Genomic DNA, 22,486 nt, shown 5'->3' with positions numbered 1-22,486 from the left:
AATTTTTAAATTAATACTTTTTTAAAATTATAGTTTTGTTTAATAAGACTATCTTTTGTAGCTGGGTTATACCCACACATATCCCAGCTATACCATTCAGAGTCTTTTGACGAACAAAGCAAATTGATTTCTTGATTTAACTCTAGCTCTTGCCGATGTTCGGCAATCCAAGCCACCATTGCGGTCTCATGGCTTACAACTAAGGTACAAAAAGGGGAGCCTTTTAATTCTTTTAGCTTTAAATCATACAACTCTCTACTCTGATGAAAATCAGATGCATTAATTACATTTACACACTTAAAAGAGCCTCTTTTGAAAGCAACCTTTGCATGTGAAAAGTAAGTCCCACAATTTATCTTAATACTATATATTTCATCGTCTTGAATGAGTCTTTGCTCAATTACCAACCCCCAATCACGTTCTATATATCTAGGAAACTTGCTGTTAATATTGATATGTTTTTTTAGATTAAAGCCAGTGATCTTGCCTTCGAAGCTTTGACTATAAGGAAGAATTGAATTTGTATCGATTGGCAAATTATGACCAAGAGAATCAGTTATTGAAGCACTGGAGCAATACCAAGCTTCAGGAATAATGTGATCTAATGCATTAAATCCAGTGTTGAATACAAGCAACTCAAAATCAAATTTATCTGAAATCGATGTGACTAATTCATTTATAAAATACGTTATTGCTCCAGATTTGGCAAAATCATTATGGGGGATATTACAACGCTTAAGTTCTAACAATTTAACATCACAATCTTCCCCTTCAGCCAAGGCCCACTTGTTTTCCTGAAGCTTTTTCAGCACAAAAATAAAATAATCATCATAACTAGCTTTATATAATCTCCCCCTACCCAGTGTAGTGTAACTCCAAATCCCAACACTCTCGGCTTCTAAACCAACTGAGTGTGCATTTGCGGTTGCTTCAGCACTAAGAAGTGGAACAGAATAAAGCCATTGTTTTATTTTTTTTGAGCCTGAGTAAAGCCCAGAAAAAAGTTTGTCATACCTAAACGGTACATTAGCCAAATAATCGGCATAGTGAATAAAAGCAGTCCAGTTTGGCCCTAGACCTAAATTCAAACAAATAACATTATTTCCTAACAATCTTTCAAAAAGACAGTCGTGGCCATAAGACGTAGGGGTTAAGTTTTCTATTAATGCCGAAGCAGGCCCTTTAATTGCAACAGACATAAAGGGATCACAACTTCTTACTACTCCGTCCTGCTGTCGAAAAAACTCAGGGAAAGGGCCTATTTCAGCTCCTGTTTTTACCTCATCATACACTGCTGGTGCAGTTACGGTGTGTTTACCAAATGTATATGAATATGTTGGAACAATAATACTACCACTTGTCCCTACACACTCGCATAGGCTTAAATAAAAAGCCTCATTAATATCATCCAAGTTCTTTGCAGTTTTTAAAAAACCAAACATTCCAAGTGACGTCGTTACAAATACAGTATCGCCTTTTTTGATGCCGCAATTTTGAAGACTTTCAAGTATGTCTTTTTTTGTATAGCTATTCTTCATCTTGTTGTTTTTTGCTATCAATAATTAATGCTAAACCACCTAATGTTCGGAACTCCTCTGACTGAGTGTCATCAGGAGTTAGCTCAATATCAAACTCTTCTTCAATTTCCATAATAAATTGCATCAGATTGAAAGAATCGATAATACCTGCGTCCAAAAAACGAAAAGTATGATATTCAGGCTGTTTTGAGTCAGGTAGTTCTGCTCTTTCAAGCAATAAATCAACTAATACTGTTAAAGTGTTTTTCATTATTTTGGCACCGCATAAAAAATAGTTTCAAGTCCCCAATGCCCTTCTTGGCGTAAATAAAAGTCATAAGAATTAGGAGCTATTTCGTTTATAAATAAAGGAATACGCCAAACATCTTCAGGAGTATGATAGACAGATAATGATAAGGTCGGTAATTTATTCTTAATAAAGTCGGCCATTTCTACTAAAGCTGCATAATCAGCACCTTCGATATCCATCTTAATAATATTAAAATCTTCCTCATGAAGTAACTTAGCAAGGTCTAACTTAGGTACTGTTATATCTCCTGTTTGAGCTGTGCCCTTGCTTATTACTTCTACACAAGTTGCTGAGCTATTACCACGTAGAACTAAATCAAATTCATCAGGCAAACCTACGGCCCCTTGGTAAACCTCCACACCTGTATGAGGTAGGTTTATACCTCTATTATTCAGATCTGATATATTCTTAGGGCTCACTTCAATAGCTAGGTATTTATAAATTTTTTCTGGCCACCTCTTTGAGTATTCATACAATGTATCCCCATCAAATGCACCAATATCAAGTATTTTTAACTTTGGGCAAGAGTAGAGCTTGTTAATATCAGATGGGAAGTACATTTCGTAAGCTTCAGGTTCTGGATAATAACTTCTACATGGTTTTTTTCTAAAATTAATTATTTGGGATAGCGTTTTCTTTGAAATATCATCAGATAGTAAACTTTCCAGTTGTGAAACTTTACTATCATCAACCTGTTTAGTTCTAGGCTCTTGCATCCACAAAAAACCACATTCAGTCAGTTCCACAAGGCCTTGGGGAAATAAATCAAAAACATCATGCGTATCCACCGCCTCAACAAACCCCCTGCGCTTCAGAGAGCCTTTTATATCACCGTACCCTAAAATGCTAATTAAAATAGGCAGTTCATAATCCAAATCATTGGAACCTAAACTTTTAATAGGTATACCCATATAAGAGTTCAATTTAGGGGCTGCATCAATAATAGCTTTTGGAGACACGCCTGTTGATAAAAAATAACGACTTAAGGCCTGACCAAAAAGACCCGCACCATAAAGATAAAATGACCCGTTCTGTATATTCATTTAAAACCTAGAGTTTAATAGATTTAGCTTTCTCAGCAAATTTCGAGCCAAATATACTTTGACACTGATTTCTCTGTATTTTACCCAAAGCTGTTTTAGGAAGTTCTTCGACTTGAACAAAGAATACCGGCACTTGATGCGCAGCTAAGTGATTCGAACACCACTTTCTCATTTCTTTAATCGCCACCTTAGTTTTAGCAACAAAGGCTACTGCTGTAATCTCACCAAAATGTGAAGACGGTATAGGAAATGCCGCTGACTCTACAACATCGTTAAAAGTACCTACAACGGACTCTATATCCTCAGGATAAATATTGATCCCACCTGAAATAATGATGTCTTTTTTTCTTCCCTTAAAATATAAATAGCCATCATCATCCATATAACCTAAATCACCAGTATAGAAAAAACCATCTTTTATAGCTTCATTTGTTAACTCTGGCTTTTCAAAATACCCCAGAAATGAAGTGGACGACTTTACTGTGATCTCTCCGATTTCATTCTTTTTAACCGGATTAGACTCACCATCACGAATAATAACATCAGCTTGTGGGACTACTTTCCCCACACTTGCAACTTTATGTATTTCATTACTAGCATCAAAATCCGTAACAGTCCCAACCTCAGAAGCCCCATAACACTCATGGATAGGACAAGACAGCAACTTAATTAATTTACCCTTAATATCTTCTTCTATTGATGCTGAACTAGAGACAATCCTTTTTAAAGAATTAAGTTGCAGTTTTTCCTTTTCAAGTAATGAGAGTACATTGACTAATTGCGAAGAGACTGCAATTGTAAAAGTTACGTTGTGAAGTTTAATCTCATTTATCCAAGCCTTAGGGCTAAACTGCTTTAATAGTAAGCATGTTCCACCTAAAAGTAATGGTAGCAAGGTTAATCGCTGAGCAAGAGAGTGATATTGAGGAGTACCACATAAGATAATATCTTGGCTGTCCAAGCCATATATCTCTTTCGCTCCAAATGCCCTATCTATTTTAGTTTGCTGTGAAAAGCATATTGGTTTTGGCTCACCCGTTGAGCCTGAAGTCATTGTGAGTATATATAAATCATCTGCTGAGTTAGTAGCTAGATAATCTCTCAATGGTGTATCCTGTAAGCATCTTAAATCTATTTGTTTTATTGGTTGAGATAAAACTAAATCCTTTTCGTGAATAACAAACTCAGCTTTAGTCACAATAGCTGCTTTTGATATTTGAGTCTGTTTATATTCGGGGTTTAATGGAATGAGTACTGCTCCGATATCAGCTATAGCTAACATAAGAGCTGTCATTTCAACACTATTTGATAGTAAGGTAATAACTTTACTCTGTTTTTTAACACCTAAATAACTTAACTTTTTTGCAAAATCATCTACAAGCTCTAAAAGTTGATCGTAAGTATAAGCCGATTGTTCATAAATCAGCGCTACCTTATCTGGCTCGGCAACTTTACGTATGCGTGATACCAAACTTAGATTATCCACCAAAAGACTCCTTCACTAACTGTCTTAAGACTTTACCTAAACTACTTTTTGCCAAGGATTCAACTCTTTCTATAACTCTAGGCTGTTGATAATCGGTCAATTGCTGTAAACACAGTTTCTTTAATTCTGTTTCATTTACTGACGACGAGAGCGTCGTATAAACAACTTTTATTACCTCACCAAACTGAGAGTCTGGAATTGAAAAAGCCACACAATCTTCGATGTCTGGATGCATTTTTATCACTGCTTCAATATCTTGAGGGTATACATTGATCCCCCCGCTTGAGATCAACTCTTTTTTACGGCCGACATAATATAAATAGCCTTGCTCATCAAGGTAACCTAAATCACCGGTTTTGAAAAAATCACCAAGATAATAAGCTTCTCGAGTTTTTTCCGGTAATTTATGATACCCGCTAAACCCGGTTGTTGTTTTACAACAAATTTCTCCAATTTCAGTTGCTGCTAATTCTTGGCCATGCTCATCGGTAATTTTCACAGTAACAAATGGTAAAGCATTGCCTACACTGCCGCTCAATTCAGGATGTTCTGATACCGCGAAATCAGTCACAACACCAACCTCTGAAGCACCGTAACACTCGTGTAAGCGGCAACTAAGCAAAGAAAGTAAGCTTTGTTTACTCTCTTTATCTAATACCGCCGAAGAGGATACGAGGCAGCGTAAAGAACTCAAATCATGCCCTTCAACACCGTTTTGAATTAAGCTTACTAATTGAGACGAAACGGCAAATTGAAAACTCACTTGGTGCTGTTCAATTGCTTGTAGCCATAGCTTCAAATTAAACTTTGGTAATACAACCGTTGTTGCACCAAGCATCAAAGGCATTAGCACACCACGCTGAGCTAGCGAGTGGTACATAGGAGTCGCTACGAGAATAACGTCATCGGGCGTTAATCCGTAGTAGTTTATGGTCGCATCAAATGCCCTATTTACTTTACATGCTTGGCTCAACACTATTGGCTTAGGTTGACCGGTAGAACCAGAAGTCATGGTTAAGATGTAAGGTGCTTGCGTATCAATTGCATCAGTAAAAAAGCATTCTGCTTCAGCTTGTTGAACACAAAGCCAATTTGTTTCATTAGCAACACTTTGGCCTAATGTTATTAAATTTTCAGCTTCAATAAGATTATCAGCAAGAAGTGATTTGCTAATGGTCGGCCAAGCAATCACCTTAGCAACGGGGGTTTTCTTAAGAGCAATGGTCAGAGCAAGCCCTTTTATGCTAACAGGTAACGGCACAGCGGCTAAACCTAATTTAGCGATTGCCAGCAGCGAAACAATAAATTCAATACCGTTAGGTGCAAATATTGCGACACGTTGGCCTTGCGTAACACCTTGTTTTAAAAAATGGCTAGTAAGCTTAATAACCTGCTGATTTAATTCATCATACGTTACGCTTTGCTGTTGAAAAACAACAGCTACCTTAGTGGGAGTGTTAGCGACATTCGTAGCAAATAACTCATAAATACCTTTATCCACCTACTCACCCTTTTCCTACAAAATTAAAATCATCAATCGAAGCATTTGGAAATAAATGTTGGGTCACTGCCATTTTTTTTGCATCCCCTGCAATAGATTTAAATCCTGCTCGCTGATTAAGCAAATTTACAAACTTATTTTCTTTATTAATAACGGCTACCCACATTGCATCTGGGTATGTTTGCTCAGTCTCTTTTAGTTGCCAATCTAATACTAGTTGAGCATGAGCAAAATTAACATCGTCACTTGCAGCAAACCAACCACCAATTAAATAATTTTGCTGCTCTATTTCATACAATTGATGCCAAACGTAAAGTAACGGCTTACCTTTAACTTCCATAACATAAGAGTCGCGACGATTAGCAAACCACCAGCAATAATGATCAAGTTGATCGATATCTTTTGTGATCGTCATTCGCCAAGCATTGTTCGGTAAGTTTCTCGCTGCCAAATAGCGATTTATGTCCTGATCAACCACTCGCCTTAACGTGATTGTGTCGGTTAAATGCTGGTGCTGGCTTTCAATTAGGTTGCTATTGGCTTGAGTAATCTGGCTAGAAGCTAGCTCTGAAGTAATTAACTTGGCAACACGACTTGCACCTTCGCCATCAATTTTAACAGCAACGTTTTCACGCATTAGGTGTATGCGTTCTATATTTTGTAGCATTGCTAAAATGAGCTTTAAAACCTGTTCTGGCGGATAGTCTATTAAGTTTGCGATATGGAAATAATGCCCCAGATCATCTAATGCATTTTGTTGATTTTCTTGATTCTTTGCGATTGAGAACGTTAACGCAGGGGTTTTAGTCGCGGCCAGCTCATACAAGGACGTGCCTAAAGCGCCAACAAACAAGGTGCAGCTTTTATAGTATTTGGCTAAACAACGAGGTGCTTCAATTAAATTTAATTGCGAGTTACCTAAAGCTAACTCATGTAGCTGAGTAACGGATGTAGCATTAGGGCCTATAATTAGATTAACTTTATACTCTGGCGCTGTTTCAAGAATTAATCGTATGATTTCAGTAAGCTGTTTCCAGTCGCCACCACCGCCGAGAGAAAACATAAGCTCTTTATTTGAGCGCTCTGTTTGCGCGCAGTTTCGATAAGCCCTAGACAGCATCGAAAAATCAGGACCAAGTAAAAAGTTTTGTGATTCAAGTGCTGTACTTTGATAACGAGACGAAGTCTTTTCAGCATTCCATTTACTATCGATAACAAGCTCTGCTAAATGGTCTCTTTCAAGATCATCAACCGCAATAATCGATAGCACATATTTAGCCATCTCTGATTCCCATTCAATATCAAAACGATAGCTATCAACAAGTAATTTATCAATGATGAGTTGTTGCTCGTTGAAAAGCTGAACACAGTTAGCAGCATCTTCTATCTGTGTTTTTGCATAGGGTAATAAATGTATATTCCCGAGTTCTTTAGTTAAATGATCCGACAATTGTGTATCGACTAATAAAACAACCTCTTCACCTAAACATTGCAACTCTAACGCGAGCCATTTGCAACGCATAAAGTGGCCCAAGCCACATAGTGTATCGACTCTAATTGCTATCATTTAACTTCACTAACGCAGTCGCTAAATTTCCTACTTTTGCGTTTTCACTGTCGACCATTAACTCTGGAGGAACAGCAATACCATATTCGGTTTCTAAGCTCATTATAAGGCTCAGTATTTCAAATGAGTCTAACGCCCCTGCAGCTACAAAGTCATATTCAGCAATGTCAGCATCTTCAACAAATACGCCGCGTTCTAATAAAAATTGCTGAACCGAATGGATTAAGTCTTGTTTCATATCGCTCACTTTAGATCACTCCAAGACAATTGAGTGCCACAACGCAATTCTTTATTAACTGTTCGTCCAATAAGGTTTGGAAGCTCTTTTGGCATAATTTCGCCGCCCCCAGGACGCATTTGTCTTAAATGCTCAGAGCTCAGCTGCTCTCCAGCTTTAATATCTTTGATAATGTAAACACAGCGACGTGCTTTTGAAGCAACGGATGGATAGTCAACTTTACCCAGTGCTTTTTCAATTTGTCTCACACCATGGACAAGGGCCTGAAGCTCCGATGGCGTCATTGAAAAAAAGCTATCTGCAGTATTGTCTTTTTTGTCTAATACAAAGTGCTTTTCTATCATGCATGCACCGACGGCAACTGAAGCCAGTGGCACATCATTTCCCAGTGTGTGATCAGATAAACCAACCGGACATTCAAAAGCCTGTTGCATATGTGGGATAGTTCGCAAATTAATAGTCTCTGCAGGAGCGGGATAAGTGCTTGTACACTTCATCAATGCAAGTTCGGTAACACCCGCATCTTCAGCGACTTTTACCGCCTCAGCAATTTCAACTAACGTCGCACCACCTGTAGACATAATTACGGGTTTACCGGTAGCCGCTACATCACGAATTAATTGGTGGTCAATTAGTTCAGGTGAAGCAATTTTATAGGCTGGTGCATCTAATTGTGCTAATAAATCGACTGCCGATTTATCGAATGGTGATGAAAAACAAGTAAGTCCAAGTTTTGCTGATAGTTCAAACAGTTCCGCATGAAAATCCCAAGGCATATAAGCTGTCTTGTATAAATCATGTAAGTACTGACCTTGCCATGGACCCGTCGCTTCAAAGTGCGGAAGCTTACAATCCATGGTTAAAGTATCTGCGGTATAAGTTTGTAGCTTAATCGCATCAGCACCGGCTTCATGAGCGGCATGAACTAACTCTTTAGCTTTATTTAAACATTGACCATGGTTAGCTGACATTTCAGCGATGATATAACAAGGGTGATCGTGACCTACCCATGTATCAGCTATTTTAAATTCTTTCTTAAACATATTACCCAACTTGAACTTGTTCTACGTGCTCATTGATCTTAAGTATATCAGGATGAGAGCTTAGCATTTGTTTTAATTCATCAAATGTGAAATCAGTACGGTAATCGAATAAGCTATAAATGGCTTTAATTAACTCATAATCAGCTGGCTCATCTAAAGTTAAACGCCAATGACTGAAATCATCAAGGTTCTTATAGTCAGCCACTTTCATATTTCTGCAAATATATTGCGTCACATGTTCTTTTTCAAAATCTTCTGTTGCACATTCAAAGGCTGATTTAAGCGCTTCAAAAGTAAACACTTCTGTATCAAAGCCATTAGGGAAACCACAGTGAGGGCCAGCCGAAATATAATCATACTCACTGCGCACACTATAGAAGTGGTCTATAACACGTGCGGTTTCAGTTAAATCAATGAGAGGACAATCACTGGTACAACGAACAATCACAGTATCTGAGTTTGCATTTACAGACTGTGCCGCTAGGTAATAGCGACTTAATACATTGTTAGTGTCACCTTCAACATATTTCACACCTAGTCGTTCACACAACTCAGTGATCGGTCGCTGAGTGCCATCATCTGTTGTCGCGATAATGATCTTCTCTTTAAAAGGGGCTAATCTTTCAAGCATCACTTCTAATACAGGTTTTGTTCCAAGAGGTAGCATTACCTTTTTAGGTAAACGAGATGACGTCATTCTAGCTTGAATAACTATATAAAAATCTTTGTTTAATAAGGAATTGATATTCACATTACCCCTCGCCTTCAACTACTTCCAATAAACCATGCTTTTTAAGAGTATTAACGATTCCCTGCAAAGCAAAAGGCGATTCATTTATTGTATTAGCTAACGTTATTAAATCTACTTTACCGTCGGCATAACTCAATACATTAGTCATTTTCATAACATAAGAGTAATCTTGCTGCATATCACTCACATCAGGATATAGGCCTCGCTTTCCGAGTTGAGGCTCACCTAAAACAGTGGTTCTCAAATATTCATTGTTTTCAAGTAGCCAAATAGCACCAAATAATGCGTTAGCTCCGCCAGTCAAGCCTTTAGGGGTTACTAAATTTAAATCATCCAAAGAGGTATGGTATTCGGGATATTCCCCATATTTCGTCCTCATAATAGAACAAACAGGTAAGTCAACACCTGGGGCACAATATTGCCTCTCGTCGCTACCTCTTTGTAAGTAACTGTATGAGAGATAGTCTCTAGAAAAATACTCTAGGGAGCATTTGGCGACTTTATCAGCTAATGTATTGCCATCTCTAGATGCTAAATATGAATATGCTCTTTCATCCCCAATACAGCTAACAACAAAACCCGCAATTACATTCTTTTTTAAATGAGATAAGTTTTCAGCTAAATAGCTTATTGCACCTATAGTTTCAGGAACAAAAATAATCCTATATGTATACTTTCTACTTTTTAGCGTTAGTAGTCTTTTAATTATCCCCATAGTCACCACGGGACCTGATAATTCATTATTTGCCATCGATGGGTGACATATATAGGTCGATAAAAAAACTTCTTGCTTTGTTTCCCCAGGCAGAATTAGTTCAGCATAATTCATTTCACCGTCAAAAAGTTCAGAGTCTATAACCACTTCATATTTACCAGGTTCTAACTGCTTTCTCTCTTCAGATGTTAAACAAAAGCCCCAGTTTTCTCTGTAGTAAGATGTGACATAGGGGATTGCTGTTGGTAAATCAGGAATATCATATAAATGCCTTTGCAGCTCATCTAAGTCTATCTGCTTTTTCTGAGGTGTCGAATATCCCATCACGTGGAGATTGTTGGCCTTAAAATCACATATTTTCTTTCTACTGGGGGTTAAAATATAGGCATCACGAATACGCCACTCTTTTGGTATACTCCAATCTAAGACCTGAGTACCCGAAGGGATCCCTTTGATGTTCAGCTCTGGAAACAGATGCTTAATATAATTGAGAGTCTCTCGTACACCGTCCCCGGTTAAACTTCTATTGATAGGAAATAGTTCTTGGGCCCAACGATGCATCTCTTTGCCATCATCAAGATGAAAAAACATATTAATTAAGCCTTTTAAATCCTGAAGTCGAAGGTATCACCCCGTCTAATAGAGTATCATCTTCTATAGCCGCGGCTAATCGTTCAAATGCTTGATCAACAGCTTTTAGATAAATCTCTACATGATGTTCTTTGTGCGCATACATGCAGTAAAACATATTAGTTGCTAACACACCTTGCTCTAACATTTTCTCAATAAAATAAGATTTAAGTGTCAAAAAGTTTTCATTCTTTAAACTAAAATGACAAAGAGCATCAATACCAGAAACATGAATTTCAAGGCCATGCTTTTTAGCTAAACTTAGCCAGCCATCCTTAATTTTTGCACCTATCGCGGCTAGATGCTCATGGACTTGGTGTTGCTCGTAATAGTTAATCGTTGCTAATGCAGCTGTAGGCCCTACTCGTTCAGTCCACATAGTGCTAGATATAAAACTAGTTTGTGCTGCATCCATCCATTTAGACTTGCCGATGACGGCAGCCATAGCATAGCCATTAGCCATTGCCTTAGAAAAAACAGCGATATCAGGATTAATACCCAGCTTCAAATGCGAACCACCACAGTTGATCCTAAAACCCATAGATATTTCATCAATAATTAATGGGATATTTAATCGTGCTGCAATCGCCTCAACTTGCTGCCAGTACTCTTCAGATGGTGCAAAATTTCTCATTGGCTCCATCACGATAGCAGCAAGTTCATCACCATTTTCAGCAACTAACTGCTCTAGCGCTTCGATATCATTAAAAGGAAAAGGGAGTGCTGTTCCTGCTAGCGCTTTTGGAACGCCTTTAGGTGAAAGGCCAGGAATTAAGTGGTCGTTAAGATTACTGGCACTTGTAACATTGGCAGATAAGTACCAATCATGCCATCCATGATAACCACTAAAAGCAATTTTATCTTTACCTGTTGCTGCTCGAGCAATACGTACTGCGACAGTCATTGCTTCACCGCCACACCGAGCATATCTAACTTCTTCAGACCAAGGGTGTAATTCTAATAACTTCTCAGCAAGCTCAACATCCTCAGGGCAATTTAAGCTAGAACTAACCCCACTTCGAATAGAGTTAATAACTTTATCATCAACTTCATCTACTGCGTAACCAAGTATATTTGCACCAATACCAGAAATAGACATATCGAGGTACTCATTACCGTCAAGGTCCCACACCTGGCATCCTTTTGATTTAGAAAAATACCCAGGCCAAATATCAGTGCTAAACATATCTGGTCGCTTTGAAAGCAATTGAGTCAAACCCGGGATTATTTTTTTCGCAGTATCTTGTAAGCTAATACTTTTACTTTTTATCATCTTAATTTCATCGCTCTTTTGGCTGGTGAAATAAAGTTAACTTTCTTTCGTCAGCTTCATTGTAATGTAGTTATCATCTTTGACTTCATCAAGATCATACCTAATAAAACCAATTTTCTCATAAGCTTTCACAGCAGCTGTATTATTTTTATCTACCCCTAAACGAATTACATTAATCGAATGTTGTTCATAAATATAAGTAAAGCAGGCGTTAATGATCTCCTTAGCAAGTGATTTACCTCGCCACTGCGCCTCACCAATTAGGATGCCCAAAGCAGCTTCATTATCAGACCAGTCAATTGGTTCAAATTTGAAATTACCAATGTGCTCCTCTGTTTTTTTACAGAATATTCCCCAAAACATACTATTTCTAGAAGTGTTTTTTTCTTCAATGTAATCAACCAATGAGGATAGTTGCTCTGCTTTATAAGCTATAAATTGATTTTTCGAAGCATCAGAGAACCAAGATAAATACTTTTCAGTGGCATCTTTTGCTGTTAATTGCCTTAGCAACAAACGCTCAGTTAGAATGTTTGGTACTTCCATTACCTACAAACCCTTGCATTCTTTTCATAATAGTCAGGTGCTTGCTTTATAAACTCAATCCAAATATCTAATGCTTGATGGTAATAAGGCATAATTTCTTCTTCATTTCCATAATTGTACAAAAGTGAAATCAGTAAAGATGTTGTATAGAGAACCTCACCTTCCATAATTAAGAAAATATTCAAATATTTAACAGAGTACTTAAAAGAGTAAAGGTAGCGGATACTCTTTAATAATGTATCTAATGCTTCATATCTATTTATTACCTTAGCAGACAGAATACTAACCATTGTATTGCTAAAGTCTTCAAATTCCTCAAAATGTAATAATTCATCAACTGGCTTTAAGGGCTGATAGCTTAAAAATTTTTTCTGCTTTATATATTCAATTACACTCTGCTTAGTAACTTCATTTGGCTCAATAAATATAGAGTCTGTATGAAGGGGCATAGCTCCTTCAATTTTAGCTCCATTGCTGCAGTTATAACACTCTAAACCATACAATTTGAAAGAAGCGAGAAGCTTCTCCATTTGGGTGATACCTACACTCATAAATTCGTCGGTTAATACTTGGTAAACAAAGTTTCCTGGCACCGAAATTTGTTTACCTATCTTTATAGGTTGGTGTGCCGTTTCACCTTTATTATTATAGTAAAAACTAGATTTTGAATGATGGTGGGCCTCATCTACATATCCATTATCAACACCAAACAGATAAATTGATTTAAAACCTAGATGACAGGCAAAACTTAATGCAGTATTGCCTACTAGAGGATTACAGTAAGATATTGTATCTGTCATAGCTTGGCTTTCCATGAACTGAGAAAGCTGTATCAATTGAGTACCGGATTCATTCCCTTTAAGAGCAAAGCCAGTCCAAGGAAACAACTCAGGCACTTTGGGGTGCATAACATTAGTAACTAGTAAGTTAATCTTAGATCTATACTCATCAGTAAGAAACTCTTTGAGAAATTTGTAAGTAGATTCAGTTCTTTCAAGGGCGACATGGAAGTCAGGTATGATACCGTGTTTAATCAAAGCTGTTGAAGCTGAGTTACAAGAAAAAATAATAACTTCATTTTTAATTTCTTTAAGCACTTGAATACTATCATCAAGGGACGGCCCATTAGCTACTATCACTACAGGGAAGTTACCTGTAACTTTATCAATGGGGTTATTTGAATTAATCAAATTAAAGTCTGATTCAACATTTCCTAAAGTATGAGCTATCCCTATTAGCGCATCATCAAAAAAGCCGAATCCAGCGAAGAGTTGATGGAAGTTTGCCTTAAACTGGTCTATCCATCTATTTATGCTGGCTGATGGGTAATGTTGATAAAACCAAGTATACCCAACTGAAGCGATTCCAATATCCCTGGAGCGGTTATAAATATCTTTAAAGATCTCTATTTCAGACTTACCAATACCTAAATAGAGATAACCGCCATTCATATCGATGAGCTGTAACAGCTCTTTCCAATCTGCAACAAATAAACTTGCGAAAAAATAGTCTTCATTAGGCTCAAGTATATTAATAAAATTAACTTTTTTACACTTAAGCAAAGGCAATAAATGGTAGCCCAAACCAACACCAAACAATATCAAACTAGGTAAAACATCATCAAGCTTTTCATTATTCGATAAGTTTTCTTTTGCATTTAAAAAGACATCCCCCATTGACTTCATCAAGTCAACATGAATGAAATTAGTATTGTTTTCAAGAAAAGCCACACTAGAATGATCTACTCGACCAATATGTGGAGAGTCAATATTTTTTTCAACTTGCTTTTCTGCTTGCCCAATTGGGTCACCAGAGTACATGAGCACTCCGGTCTCATAATCTATTAAATTAGCAGTCCCGTTTTCATTTAAAATAAATTGAAATTTTTCACTAGGAGTATAAGTTAAATATTTTTCATATATTTCAGGGAAGAATTGTTTGAACGCAAGTAAGTTTTCTTCAAACTTAAGATTAGCTCGCTCTGCAAATTGCTGCTCTTGAACTTCTTTGTCTAATTTTTTGTTCAACTGCTGAGAAAGAGACTCTAATTTTTCTTGAATAAATTTATCCGTTGTCATTCACTTCCTGCCTACTTGATACTTTTATAAACATCTAATTTTTTTTGATTTTTTAAGTGAGAACCTAACTGGTTCGCTAAAGTCTTCTTTTGTTCTTTAGCGCTGAGTAACACCTCCCCTAACTTATAATTGATTTTAAGGAGAGCATTTACATGGTCGCTCGAGTCAAAACCTTCACTATCAAAAAAGGCTCTGAGGTTTTTATCAAACTCTGCAAAGCCTTTATCAAGAGCACCAAAGTCATTCTCTTTTATTAATTTATCGAGTAAATCCACTTGATTTTCAAGATAAATTAATTGCTCATCCAACATTAGCATCAACACCGTTATCACGAAGAGTTTGCTCTCTAATATCGTGGGGAATGGCATCCCAAGCAGACTTTATTTCTTTTAGTAAACTGCTAACTTCATCTATGATAACCGGATCGTTTTTGATACTTGCATCCAACAACCTATCAATCATGTATGAATATAATGAATAAAGGTTTTCTGTTACTTCTCCACCCACTTCAAAATCTAAACACCCTCTTAGTGCTTCAAGGATAGCTGATGCTTTAGATAAGTGTTCACTCTTTGCTTCAAAGTGTTTTTTTTCAATGGCTACTTTTGCAAGTACCATCTTTTCAACAGCACCAGCCATTAACATTTGAATAATTTCATAGCGGTCAGCACCTGCAATGCGAGTTTTAAGTGCTTCCTTTTGATAATTTCTTACTTTTGCATTATACATAATTCACCAAACAAAAATTTCTAAAAATGCTTTACTAGTTATTACTTAGACTTGGTAAAACCAGGTAAACTTGATAACTGCGCACTTAAATAGCTTTGTGTAGATTGCATTTGCGCTATCAGTACATCAAGTCCAGCATATTGTTCTCTCAACCGGGCTTCTAAAGACTCCATCCTATATTCATGATTAGCAACATCATCTTCTAACTCATCTAGTTGAGAATTTAAGTTAGTTTCTCGTTGATTCATGATTCCTTTAGAGTCTAAATAATTGTCAAAAAGAGACTCTAACTGTTTTGCCAACCCGTTTTCACCTGCAAAAGCCTTGCCAATATTATCGTAATTTTCATCCATTGCTTCATTTAAACTACGAACTAGAGATGACTTTTCAAGGTAACCTTCTTTATCTACGCCGAGACCAATATCAAAAATACTTGCGAATGGTCCCGAATCAATTAACTCTGTAGCAAGAGCATTTGATAATTGAGAATCAAAAGCTCGGATTGTTGCGTCACCATTTAAAGGTTTGCCAACACGGGTTTGTAAGCCTATTTGGCCGATTAAATTATTATAGTTCGCAATAAATTCATCAACTAACTTAGTAACACTTTCACGATCAACCTGAACTGATAACCTAGCAGTTTCATTGTCAACACTTTGTCGTTTAGCAACTATAGTCATGTCTTGCACAGCATCTTTAAAGGTATTGGTTTCACTTATAATCGAAATACCATCAACTTTAATTTCTGCACTTTTAGCTTCATCATCAGCAGCAATAGCAATACCGCCAGCACTTACACCATCGTTAGCGAGTGTTGAAACATTATCAAGTTCTGCAATATCGTTAGTAATAACTAAATCATTACCTGCACCTGATACATTTGACGTGAGGACCAATTTTGATTCTGTGCCCGTGTTAATAATATTCGCAGTGACACCAAAATTGTCGTCAGAGTCATTAATTGCATCTCGTAAGTCTGCTAATGTCGCGCCAGCATCGAGTGTTAAGTCAAAACTCTTATTACCCGCAGCAAAAGACAGAGTACCACCAGAAGCTGTAACAACATCATCAGTTGAGGTAAACAAGCCATCATTGGAAGTTGCGCGACTACCCTGAGCAAGCTCAACCACTTCAATATTGAAGTCACCTGGCGAAATATCTGAAGTTGGTGTTACAGATATAAGGTCACCATCGTCACTAGTCGGTTGCTTAATGTCAGCTATACGCTTATTAAAATTATCAATATCAGCCAGTTTTTCTATTGTATCTTGCAGTTTAGACATTGCTGATTTAACCTCACCCAGAGATGATAATTCAACCTGGATTGACTCTTCTTTTGCGATGAAAGAATTCATTTTAGGTGTATCTTCTGCAGCAACAGAAGCAGAGATAATACTTTCAAGATCTAAGCCAGAACCAACCCCTGCTGATGTAATAAGTGGCATAACAATACTCCTGTGTAAATGGAAACCTAAACTGACCGATTAAACAGCAAACCTTTATTGCTTAATTTATCGGCAAACTCATCTAAAGCTTTAGCAACTTCTCGAAACTCTTCTGTAGGAATCTCTCGAATCACTTCATCGTTTTCTTTATCCAGAACTTTTATGATGGGTGGATCGCCCTGCTCATCAAATTCAAATATTAAATTAGTTGACGTTACTGGTATGTAGTCATTTAACTTTTCTAGATTTTGTTTTACTTCGGCAATTAGATCGTGTTTATCTTTTTGCTCATTTTGTTTAGAAACCAGTTCAACATCAACCGCCTCTCTTCCAGCAAGTTCTGTGCCTTTATTTGCTTTAATATCATCAATTTCAGCTTTTAAATTTGCAGAATTTCCACCGGTAGTAAGGTTATCATTAGACCTTTGTATTGAATTAAGATCTATCATAGTAACACCTCTTAATAACTTACTCGTTAAGTATAAGCCACTTCAGGACAAATTTCCTGGCATCCCAAAGTGGCCTATAAAACAAATACTAGCCTAGTAGTGAAAGCGCTACTTGAGGTCGTTGATTTGCTTGGCTAAGAATAGAGCTACTTGCTTGTTGCAAGATTTGCATCTTAGTTAAGTTGGCAGTTTCTTGTGCAAAGTCAGTATCTTGAATACGTGAGCGTGCTGCTGAAAGGTTTTCTGCAACATTTGACTGGTTACGAATAGTCGATTGGAAGCGATTCTGCACAGCACCAAGCTCTGCTCGTTTTTTATCTACTACTGCAATAAGAGCATCCATACCTGCTAGAGTAACCTGCGCATTAACTTGGCTCGATACACTAATGCCTGTTGCTTTAAATGCAGCTGCAAATGTATCAGTTGTAAGCGCAGCACCACCAATATCTGAAGCACCATCCGCTAGTGCAGATAAAGCTTGAGAACCAACAGCAGATGCAATACCTGCAATACCTGACATGGTAAAGCCACCATTAGTAGTCATTGTACCGTTGACTGTACCACCAACATTTTTCATGCTGAAACCGATGGTTTGAACGGCATCAGCACCAACCTGAAATTCAGAGTCATATGACCCATCTAATAGGTTTTGACCACCGAAGGTTGTATCTGAAGCCACGCGATTTACTTCTTCAGATAGTGAACGTATTTCTTCCTGAAGTGCTAAACGATCTTCATCAGTATTTGAACCATTTGCAGCTTGCTGTGCCAAAGTACGAATTCGTTGAAACATATCTGTAGTTTCATCTAGCGCACCTTCTGCTGTTTGCGCTAATGAAATACCATCATTAGCATTACGTATGCCTTGATTAAGGCCGTTGATTTGGCCTGTAAGGCGATTAGAGATCTGCATACCTGCTGCATCGTCTTTCGCACTATTAATACGAAAACCCGACGAGAGACGCTTGAATGAAGTATCAAGTGAATTACCTGAATTCATTAACTGGCGTTGTGCGTTCAAAGAACTCACATTAGTGTTTACATATAAAGCCATATTAGCCTCCGCTTTATCATTATATAGCTAAACAGCGGGATACCCCTACCCTGCTATTTAACCGACATAGAGTCCTAGATTAATAGTTCTCTAAATCAGTTATCGTCTGATAAAGCGAAAGCTTTAGCCTTATTTGTAAATTTTTTTAACTAATTTTAAATTTAACCTTGTAACAAGCTTAAAGCTGCTTGAGGACGTTGATTTGCTTGGCCTAAAATTGTTTGGCTTGCTTGTTGTAAAATTTGATTTTTTGTCAAGTTAGCTGTTTCTGCCGCGAAATCAGCATCTTTAATTCGAGATTTTGCAGCGCTTAAGTTTTCGGAAATATTCGCTTGATTACGAATAGTTGATTGAAAACGGTTTTGCACAGCCCCTAACTCAGCACGCTTTTTGTCAACCACAGCTATCATAGAGTCCATAGCTGCAAATACTTGCTGAGCATTCACTTGACTGGAAACACTAATCCCCGAAGCAGTGATACTACTAAAGCCAACTGATGCGCCTGTTATACCTGTTCCGACAGTACTAATACCAGCAGCCAAAGAAGACATGCCCTTTCCTGCTACGGCTGAAGCAATACTAGCAATTCCTGACATAGTAAAACCGCCGTTTGCAGATAGTGACGCCTGTCCATTTGCAGTCCCACCCACACTTTTCATGCTAAAGCCTATTGTTTGGACAGCATCTGCACCTACTTGAAAACTAGCTCCATAACCTCCATCAAGTAAATTTTGACCACCAAAAGTTGTATCCGCAGCAATACGGTTAACTTCATCTGATAACTGACGAATTTCTTCTTGAATTGCCAGTCTATCTTCATCGGTATTAGAACCATTAGCTGCTTGTTGCGACAGGGTTCTGATACGTTGGAACGTTGAAGTAATTTCGTCTAACGCACCTTCAGCAGTTTGTGCCAAAGAAATACCGTCATTTGCATTTCGGTTACCTTGATTAAGACCTAGGATTTGTGATTGCAAACGGTCAGAAATCTGTAGACCAGCAGCATCATCGGCAGCACTATTAATACGAAGACCCGATGACAGACGCTTAAATGAAGTGTCTAAATCTGTACCAGACCGATCTAACTGTCTTTGTGCATTTAATGCGCTAACATTAGTATTTACATATAAAGCCATAATAAACTCTCTTCTTATCTGTCAAAGTTAAGTCACTTTAAAAGTGTTTTGACAAAGTGGCTTACTAGGCGGCAATTCTAAGTTGCCTAAGGCAAAAAGCTGCCACTTTGCGTGTTAGTTAGTTAACTTGAATTAAATAGAGCAATAAATAGGCCAACTATTGATAAAATAGTAACAGAATGAAAAAAGGCTCCTAAAAGGAGCCTTGAAAGAGATAAGTTGAGAGTGGGTTAAATCAACACAAACTATGGCACAGTCTGTGCTTAGTATTTTATGTTCTTACAAATGTTAGAACACTACTGTCAGGATTTTGAGCGCCTCCGCTTTATAATCCGATCTTAGCGCCTTTGTTAATACCCCATTAGATAAAGGCGCTTTTCTTTTGAGTCAAAGTTTTGACTTCACTTCAACTCAAGTTCCCAACTATTAACCTAGTAAGCTTAATGCCGCTTGAGGACGTTGGTTAGCTTGACTCAAAATTGTTTGGCTAGCTTGTTGTAAGATTTGCATCTTAGTTAAGTTAGCTGTTTCTTGAGCAAAGTCGGTATCTTTAATACGTGATTTTGCTGCACTTAAGTTTTCAGAGATATTTGATTGGTTACGAATCGTTGATTGGAAACGATTTTGAACCGCACCTAACTCAGCACGCTTTTTATCAACCACTGCAATAAGTGCATCCATACCAGCTAGGGTTACCTGTGCATTCACTTGGCTCGATACACTAATACCTGTTGCTTTAAATGCCGCTGCAAATGTATCTGTAGTCAAAGCTGCACCACCGATATCTGAAGCTCCATCAGCCAAAGCAGAGAGGGCTTGTGAACCTACAGCCGAAGCAACACTTGCGATACCAGACATCGTGAAACCGCCACTGGTAGTCATTGTGCCATTTACAGTTCCACCCACATTTTTCATACTAAACCCGATAGTTTGTACTGCATCTGCACCCACTTGAAACTCTGCATCATATGAGCCGTCAAGTAAATTTTGACCACCGAAGGTCGTATCTGCAGCAACACGGTTAACTTCTTCAGACAGTGAGCGAATCTCTTCTTGAATCGCTAGGCGGTCTTCATCAGTGTTTGAACCATTCGCTGCTTGTTGTGCTAGAGTACGTACACGCTGGAACATTGCTGTTACTTCGTCTAGTGCACCTTCAGCTGTTTGCGCTAAAGAGATACCGTCGTTCGCGTTTCGGTTACCTTGGTTAAGACCGTTGATTTGTGATGTTAAACGGTCAGAAATTTGTAGACCCGCCGCATCATCAGCTGCGCTGTTGATACGAAAACCAGATGATAAGCGCTTGAATGATGTATCAAGTGAGTTACCAGAATTCATTAATTGTCTTTGAGCGTTTAATGAACTAACATTTGTATTTACATAAAGTGCCATGATATTTCTCCCGAAGTAAACTTATCATTTACTCTCAAACTTACTCTAATTAAGCGGTAACTGTTATTTGTTACTCTGCTTGGTTAATTAAGTTATCGGTCCGCTCAAAAAATCCTTTAGTGAATTTTTAAATAATTTTTAAAATTTTATTTAATACACTGTATTTAAAAGAGAAATATTTTAGTTTTTTTACTAAACATGGCTTCTGGTTACCTTGAAAGCCGCTATCACGATGTTTTACTGAAGATATAAATACTAAAATAGAGTACTCTAAAAGCGCTTTTAAAGTGTGAAGCTTAAGGAAGGTTTTATAGGTTAAGCTTATTAAATAAGCTTAACCTATAAAAATTATAAGTAATCAAATAATGAGAGGTTAGCCAAACGACCGAATGTGGCCTGCGATGCCTGCAGTGCAGTCTCTTGTTTAGTGAGCTCTGTAATTGCTTCAGCCATATCAAGCTCAACTAACTCGGCTTTTGCAGCTTTGTTGTTAATATCAAGATCGCTATTAGACTCTTCAATTTTCTTTGCTGTGTTTAAACGTCCACCTAAACCGGCTTGAACCAGAGATACTTGGTTTTTAGCATTATTTAGCTGTACAACAGCATCGGCAAGCACCTGATCAAACTCTTCTTGCGTTAAGTTCGGCGCTGTCAGGCCAGCAATTAAATCATCTAAGGTATTAAGGGCATTCTCTTTTTGTGGTGCTTCTAGGTCTACATCAACTTGCCCGTTAGCAACAGGGTCAATAGTGACTTGCATTCCTTTAAAATTAATTTTGCCTTCATCAAAGCTACCGCTGCCAATTGTTACACCCGCTTGCTGTACCACGTAAGTATTTGGTGTACCTGTGGTGGTAATAAAGCTTAATGTATTTGCATTCGCTGCTGCAGCCGGATCAGCATTGTAGTTAGATTTATGGAAGCTATCAAAATCGCCCTGCTCTGTGACATAAATTTTAGAACTTGTGATACCACCTGACACAGTACCGTTATTTGACGCTACATTTAAACGGGCATTTACTTTTTCGAACGTATCAAAACCATTGTCACTTGATTTGATTTCTACACCTTCAGCCACTTTAATTTTGTGTTGCCCCTGATCGCCACCATATTCATAGCGACCAGACGTACTATTGTAGCTATAAGAAGGAGTGTTATCTTGATAGCCCGAAAAGATAAACTTTCCGTCTTCGGTCTTTGCATTCATTAGATCAAGTACAGTGCTTTGCAGTGCCTTAACTTCTTCAGCGATCCCTTCACGGTCGATATCACTATAGGCACCATTACCTGCTTGAATAGATAACGTATACGCAGACTCAAGTGCACCTTTAATATTTTGCAGTACACTTTCTTCTGTCGTTAAACGGCTATTCAACATAGTGATATTTTTTGTGAACTGCTCGTTGCCTTGAATGCGATCGTTATAAAGTAAAGCCCGAGCCGTGGCAGAAGGGTCATCAGCAGCAGTTAAAACGCGCTTTTGGGTATTAACCTGCTCTTGTGCTTTATTAACATTTTGCTGTGAGTTAAGAATAGAATTAAGGTTATTCTTATACATCATGTTATTTGAAATACGCATAA

At 37.7% G+C, this 22,486-nt stretch carries 21 protein-coding genes; all 21 read right to left on the bottom strand.

Annotated elements, in window-relative coordinates:
* Positions 1–5: 5 nt before the first annotated feature.
* The 21 genes from AAEU31_RS00875 to flgL all read right to left on the bottom strand — a co-directional run bounded on the left by AAEU31_RS00875 (position 6) and on the right by flgL (position 22,484).
* Positions 6–1,559, bottom strand: coding sequence for an AAC(3) family N-acetyltransferase (locus AAEU31_RS00875; RefSeq protein WP_421966166.1), 1,554 nt, complete (start codon positions 1,557–1,559; stop codon positions 6–8).
* Positions 1,528–1,788, bottom strand: coding sequence for an acyl carrier protein (locus AAEU31_RS00870; protein ID WP_304636853.1), 261 nt, complete (start codon positions 1,786–1,788; stop codon positions 1,528–1,530). The genes AAEU31_RS00875 and AAEU31_RS00870 overlap by 32 nt, the downstream gene beginning before the upstream one ends.
* Entirely contained in the window at positions 1,788–2,870 is a 1,083-nt protein-coding gene (locus AAEU31_RS00865; RefSeq protein ID WP_421966165.1) for an FkbM family methyltransferase, read from the bottom strand. Before AAEU31_RS00865 ends, AAEU31_RS00870 begins: the two co-directional genes overlap by 1 nt.
* Positions 2,871–2,877: 7 nt before the next feature.
* Positions 2,878–4,356 (bottom strand): class I adenylate-forming enzyme family protein, encoded by a 1,479-nt coding sequence (locus tag AAEU31_RS00860; RefSeq protein WP_421966164.1) that lies wholly within the window; start codon positions 4,354–4,356, stop codon positions 2,878–2,880.
* On the bottom strand, positions 4,349–5,857 hold the full coding sequence (locus AAEU31_RS00855; RefSeq protein WP_421966163.1) for a class I adenylate-forming enzyme family protein: 1,509 nt from the start codon (positions 5,855–5,857) through the stop codon (positions 4,349–4,351). The genes AAEU31_RS00860 and AAEU31_RS00855 overlap by 8 nt, the downstream gene beginning before the upstream one ends.
* A 4-nt stretch (positions 5,858–5,861) precedes the next feature.
* Entirely contained in the window at positions 5,862–7,424 is a 1,563-nt protein-coding gene (gene pseG / locus AAEU31_RS00850) for a UDP-2,4-diacetamido-2,4,6-trideoxy-beta-L-altropyranose hydrolase (RefSeq protein WP_421966162.1), read from the bottom strand.
* Complete coding sequence (locus tag AAEU31_RS00845; RefSeq protein ID WP_229677543.1) at positions 7,411–7,662, bottom strand: phosphopantetheine-binding protein; 252 nt, start codon at positions 7,660–7,662, stop codon at positions 7,411–7,413. Before AAEU31_RS00845 ends, pseG begins: the two co-directional genes overlap by 14 nt.
* Before the next feature lie 5 nt (positions 7,663–7,667).
* Complete coding sequence (pseI, locus tag AAEU31_RS00840) at positions 7,668–8,705, bottom strand: pseudaminic acid synthase (protein WP_421966161.1); 1,038 nt, start codon at positions 8,703–8,705, stop codon at positions 7,668–7,670.
* A 1-nt stretch (position 8,706) separates the two neighbouring features.
* Positions 8,707–9,456, bottom strand: a complete 750-nt coding sequence (locus AAEU31_RS00835; RefSeq protein ID WP_421966160.1) for a cytidylyltransferase domain-containing protein — start codon at positions 9,454–9,456, stop codon at positions 8,707–8,709.
* A 1-nt stretch (position 9,457) separates the two neighbouring features.
* Positions 9,458–10,762, bottom strand: coding sequence for a DUF4910 domain-containing protein (locus AAEU31_RS00830; protein ID WP_421966159.1), 1,305 nt, complete (start codon positions 10,760–10,762; stop codon positions 9,458–9,460).
* 1 nt (position 10,763) lies between these two features.
* Entirely contained in the window at positions 10,764–12,074 is a 1,311-nt protein-coding gene (locus tag AAEU31_RS00825; protein ID WP_421966158.1) for an aminotransferase class III-fold pyridoxal phosphate-dependent enzyme, read from the bottom strand.
* Between the two features lie 36 nt (positions 12,075–12,110).
* Entirely contained in the window at positions 12,111–12,620 is a 510-nt protein-coding gene (locus tag AAEU31_RS00820) for a GNAT family N-acetyltransferase (RefSeq protein ID WP_421966157.1), read from the bottom strand.
* A complete protein-coding gene (locus AAEU31_RS00815; RefSeq protein ID WP_421966156.1) occupies positions 12,620–14,698 on the bottom strand; it encodes a motility associated factor glycosyltransferase family protein in 2,079 nt (692 codons plus the stop codon). The genes AAEU31_RS00820 and AAEU31_RS00815 overlap by 1 nt, the downstream gene beginning before the upstream one ends.
* An 11-nt stretch (positions 14,699–14,709) precedes the next feature.
* Positions 14,710–15,009: a hypothetical protein gene (locus tag AAEU31_RS00810; protein WP_421966155.1), complete on the bottom strand. Its 300-nt coding sequence runs from the start codon at positions 15,007–15,009 to the stop codon at positions 14,710–14,712.
* A complete protein-coding gene (gene fliS / locus AAEU31_RS00805; protein WP_370317404.1) occupies positions 14,999–15,427 on the bottom strand; it encodes a flagellar export chaperone FliS in 429 nt (142 codons plus the stop codon). The genes AAEU31_RS00810 and fliS overlap by 11 nt, the downstream gene beginning before the upstream one ends.
* A gap of 41 nt (positions 15,428–15,468) precedes the next feature.
* Positions 15,469–16,872: a flagellar filament capping protein FliD gene (fliD, locus tag AAEU31_RS00800; protein WP_421966154.1), complete on the bottom strand. Its 1,404-nt coding sequence runs from the start codon at positions 16,870–16,872 to the stop codon at positions 15,469–15,471.
* Between the two features lie 26 nt (positions 16,873–16,898).
* A complete protein-coding gene (locus tag AAEU31_RS00795; protein WP_370317406.1) occupies positions 16,899–17,321 on the bottom strand; it encodes a flagellar protein FlaG in 423 nt (140 codons plus the stop codon).
* An 88-nt stretch (positions 17,322–17,409) separates the two neighbouring features.
* A complete protein-coding gene (locus AAEU31_RS00790) occupies positions 17,410–18,375 on the bottom strand; it encodes a flagellin N-terminal helical domain-containing protein (RefSeq protein ID WP_370317407.1) in 966 nt (321 codons plus the stop codon).
* Positions 18,376–18,536: 161 nt separating this feature from the next.
* Positions 18,537–19,511 carry a flagellin N-terminal helical domain-containing protein gene (locus AAEU31_RS00785; RefSeq protein ID WP_421966153.1) on the bottom strand — a complete coding sequence of 325 codons (975 nt, stop codon included), beginning with the start codon at positions 19,509–19,511 and terminating at the stop codon, positions 18,537–18,539.
* A 426-nt stretch (positions 19,512–19,937) separates the two neighbouring features.
* Positions 19,938–20,903: a flagellin N-terminal helical domain-containing protein gene (locus AAEU31_RS00780; protein ID WP_370316349.1), complete on the bottom strand. Its 966-nt coding sequence runs from the start codon at positions 20,901–20,903 to the stop codon at positions 19,938–19,940.
* Positions 20,904–21,251: 348 nt separating this feature from the next.
* Positions 21,252–22,484, bottom strand: coding sequence for a flagellar hook-associated protein FlgL (gene flgL / locus AAEU31_RS00775; protein WP_421966152.1), 1,233 nt, complete (start codon positions 22,482–22,484; stop codon positions 21,252–21,254).
* Positions 22,485–22,486 lie beyond the last annotated feature (2 nt).

The sequence above is a fragment of the Pseudoalteromonas thalassia genome, assembly GCF_049257215.1.
Classification (GTDB): Bacteria; Pseudomonadota; Gammaproteobacteria; order Enterobacterales; family Alteromonadaceae; genus Pseudoalteromonas; species Pseudoalteromonas lipolytica_C.
This window is presented reverse-complemented; position numbering and strand designations above follow the sequence as displayed.

What these genes read in the sequence shown, in the direction of transcription:
- AAEU31_RS00845 (WP_229677543.1), bottom strand. Translation starts at nt 7,662, where the DNA reads ATGAAACAAGACTTAATCCATTCGGTTCAGCAATTTTTATTAGAACGC.
- pseG (WP_421966162.1), bottom strand. Translation starts at nt 7,424, where the DNA reads ATGATAGCAATTAGAGTCGATACACTATGTGGCTTGGGCCACTTTATG.
- AAEU31_RS00785 (WP_421966153.1), bottom strand. Translation starts at nt 19,511, where the DNA reads ATGGCTTTATATGTAAATACTAATGTTAGCGCATTAAATGCACAAAGA.
- AAEU31_RS00810 (WP_421966155.1), bottom strand. Translation starts at nt 15,009, where the DNA reads ATGTTGGATGAGCAATTAATTTATCTTGAAAATCAAGTGGATTTACTC.
- pseI (WP_421966161.1), bottom strand. Translation starts at nt 8,705, where the DNA reads ATGTTTAAGAAAGAATTTAAAATAGCTGATACATGGGTAGGTCACGAT.
- AAEU31_RS00820 (WP_421966157.1), bottom strand. Translation starts at nt 12,620, where the DNA reads ATGGAAGTACCAAACATTCTAACTGAGCGTTTGTTGCTAAGGCAATTA.
- AAEU31_RS00870 (WP_304636853.1), bottom strand. Translation starts at nt 1,788, where the DNA reads ATGAAAAACACTTTAACAGTATTAGTTGATTTATTGCTTGAAAGAGCA.
- AAEU31_RS00790 (WP_370317407.1), bottom strand. Translation starts at nt 18,375, where the DNA reads ATGGCTTTATATGTAAACACTAATGTGAGTTCTTTGAACGCACAACGC.
- AAEU31_RS00830 (WP_421966159.1), bottom strand. Translation starts at nt 10,762, where the DNA reads ATGTTTTTTCATCTTGATGATGGCAAAGAGATGCATCGTTGGGCCCAA.
- AAEU31_RS00865 (WP_421966165.1), bottom strand. Translation starts at nt 2,870, where the DNA reads ATGAATATACAGAACGGGTCATTTTATCTTTATGGTGCGGGTCTTTTT.
- fliD (WP_421966154.1), bottom strand. Translation starts at nt 16,872, where the DNA reads ATGCCACTTATTACATCAGCAGGGGTTGGTTCTGGCTTAGATCTTGAA.
- AAEU31_RS00780 (WP_370316349.1), bottom strand. Translation starts at nt 20,903, where the DNA reads ATGGCACTTTATGTAAATACAAATGTTAGTTCATTAAACGCTCAAAGA.
- flgL (WP_421966152.1), bottom strand. Translation starts at nt 22,484, where the DNA reads ATGCGTATTTCAAATAACATGATGTATAAGAATAACCTTAATTCTATT.
- AAEU31_RS00825 (WP_421966158.1), bottom strand. Translation starts at nt 12,074, where the DNA reads ATGATAAAAAGTAAAAGTATTAGCTTACAAGATACTGCGAAAAAAATA.
- AAEU31_RS00815 (WP_421966156.1), bottom strand. Translation starts at nt 14,698, where the DNA reads ATGACAACGGATAAATTTATTCAAGAAAAATTAGAGTCTCTTTCTCAG.
- AAEU31_RS00795 (WP_370317406.1), bottom strand. Translation starts at nt 17,321, where the DNA reads ATGATAGATCTTAATTCAATACAAAGGTCTAATGATAACCTTACTACC.
- fliS (WP_370317404.1), bottom strand. Translation starts at nt 15,427, where the DNA reads ATGTATAATGCAAAAGTAAGAAATTATCAAAAGGAAGCACTTAAAACT.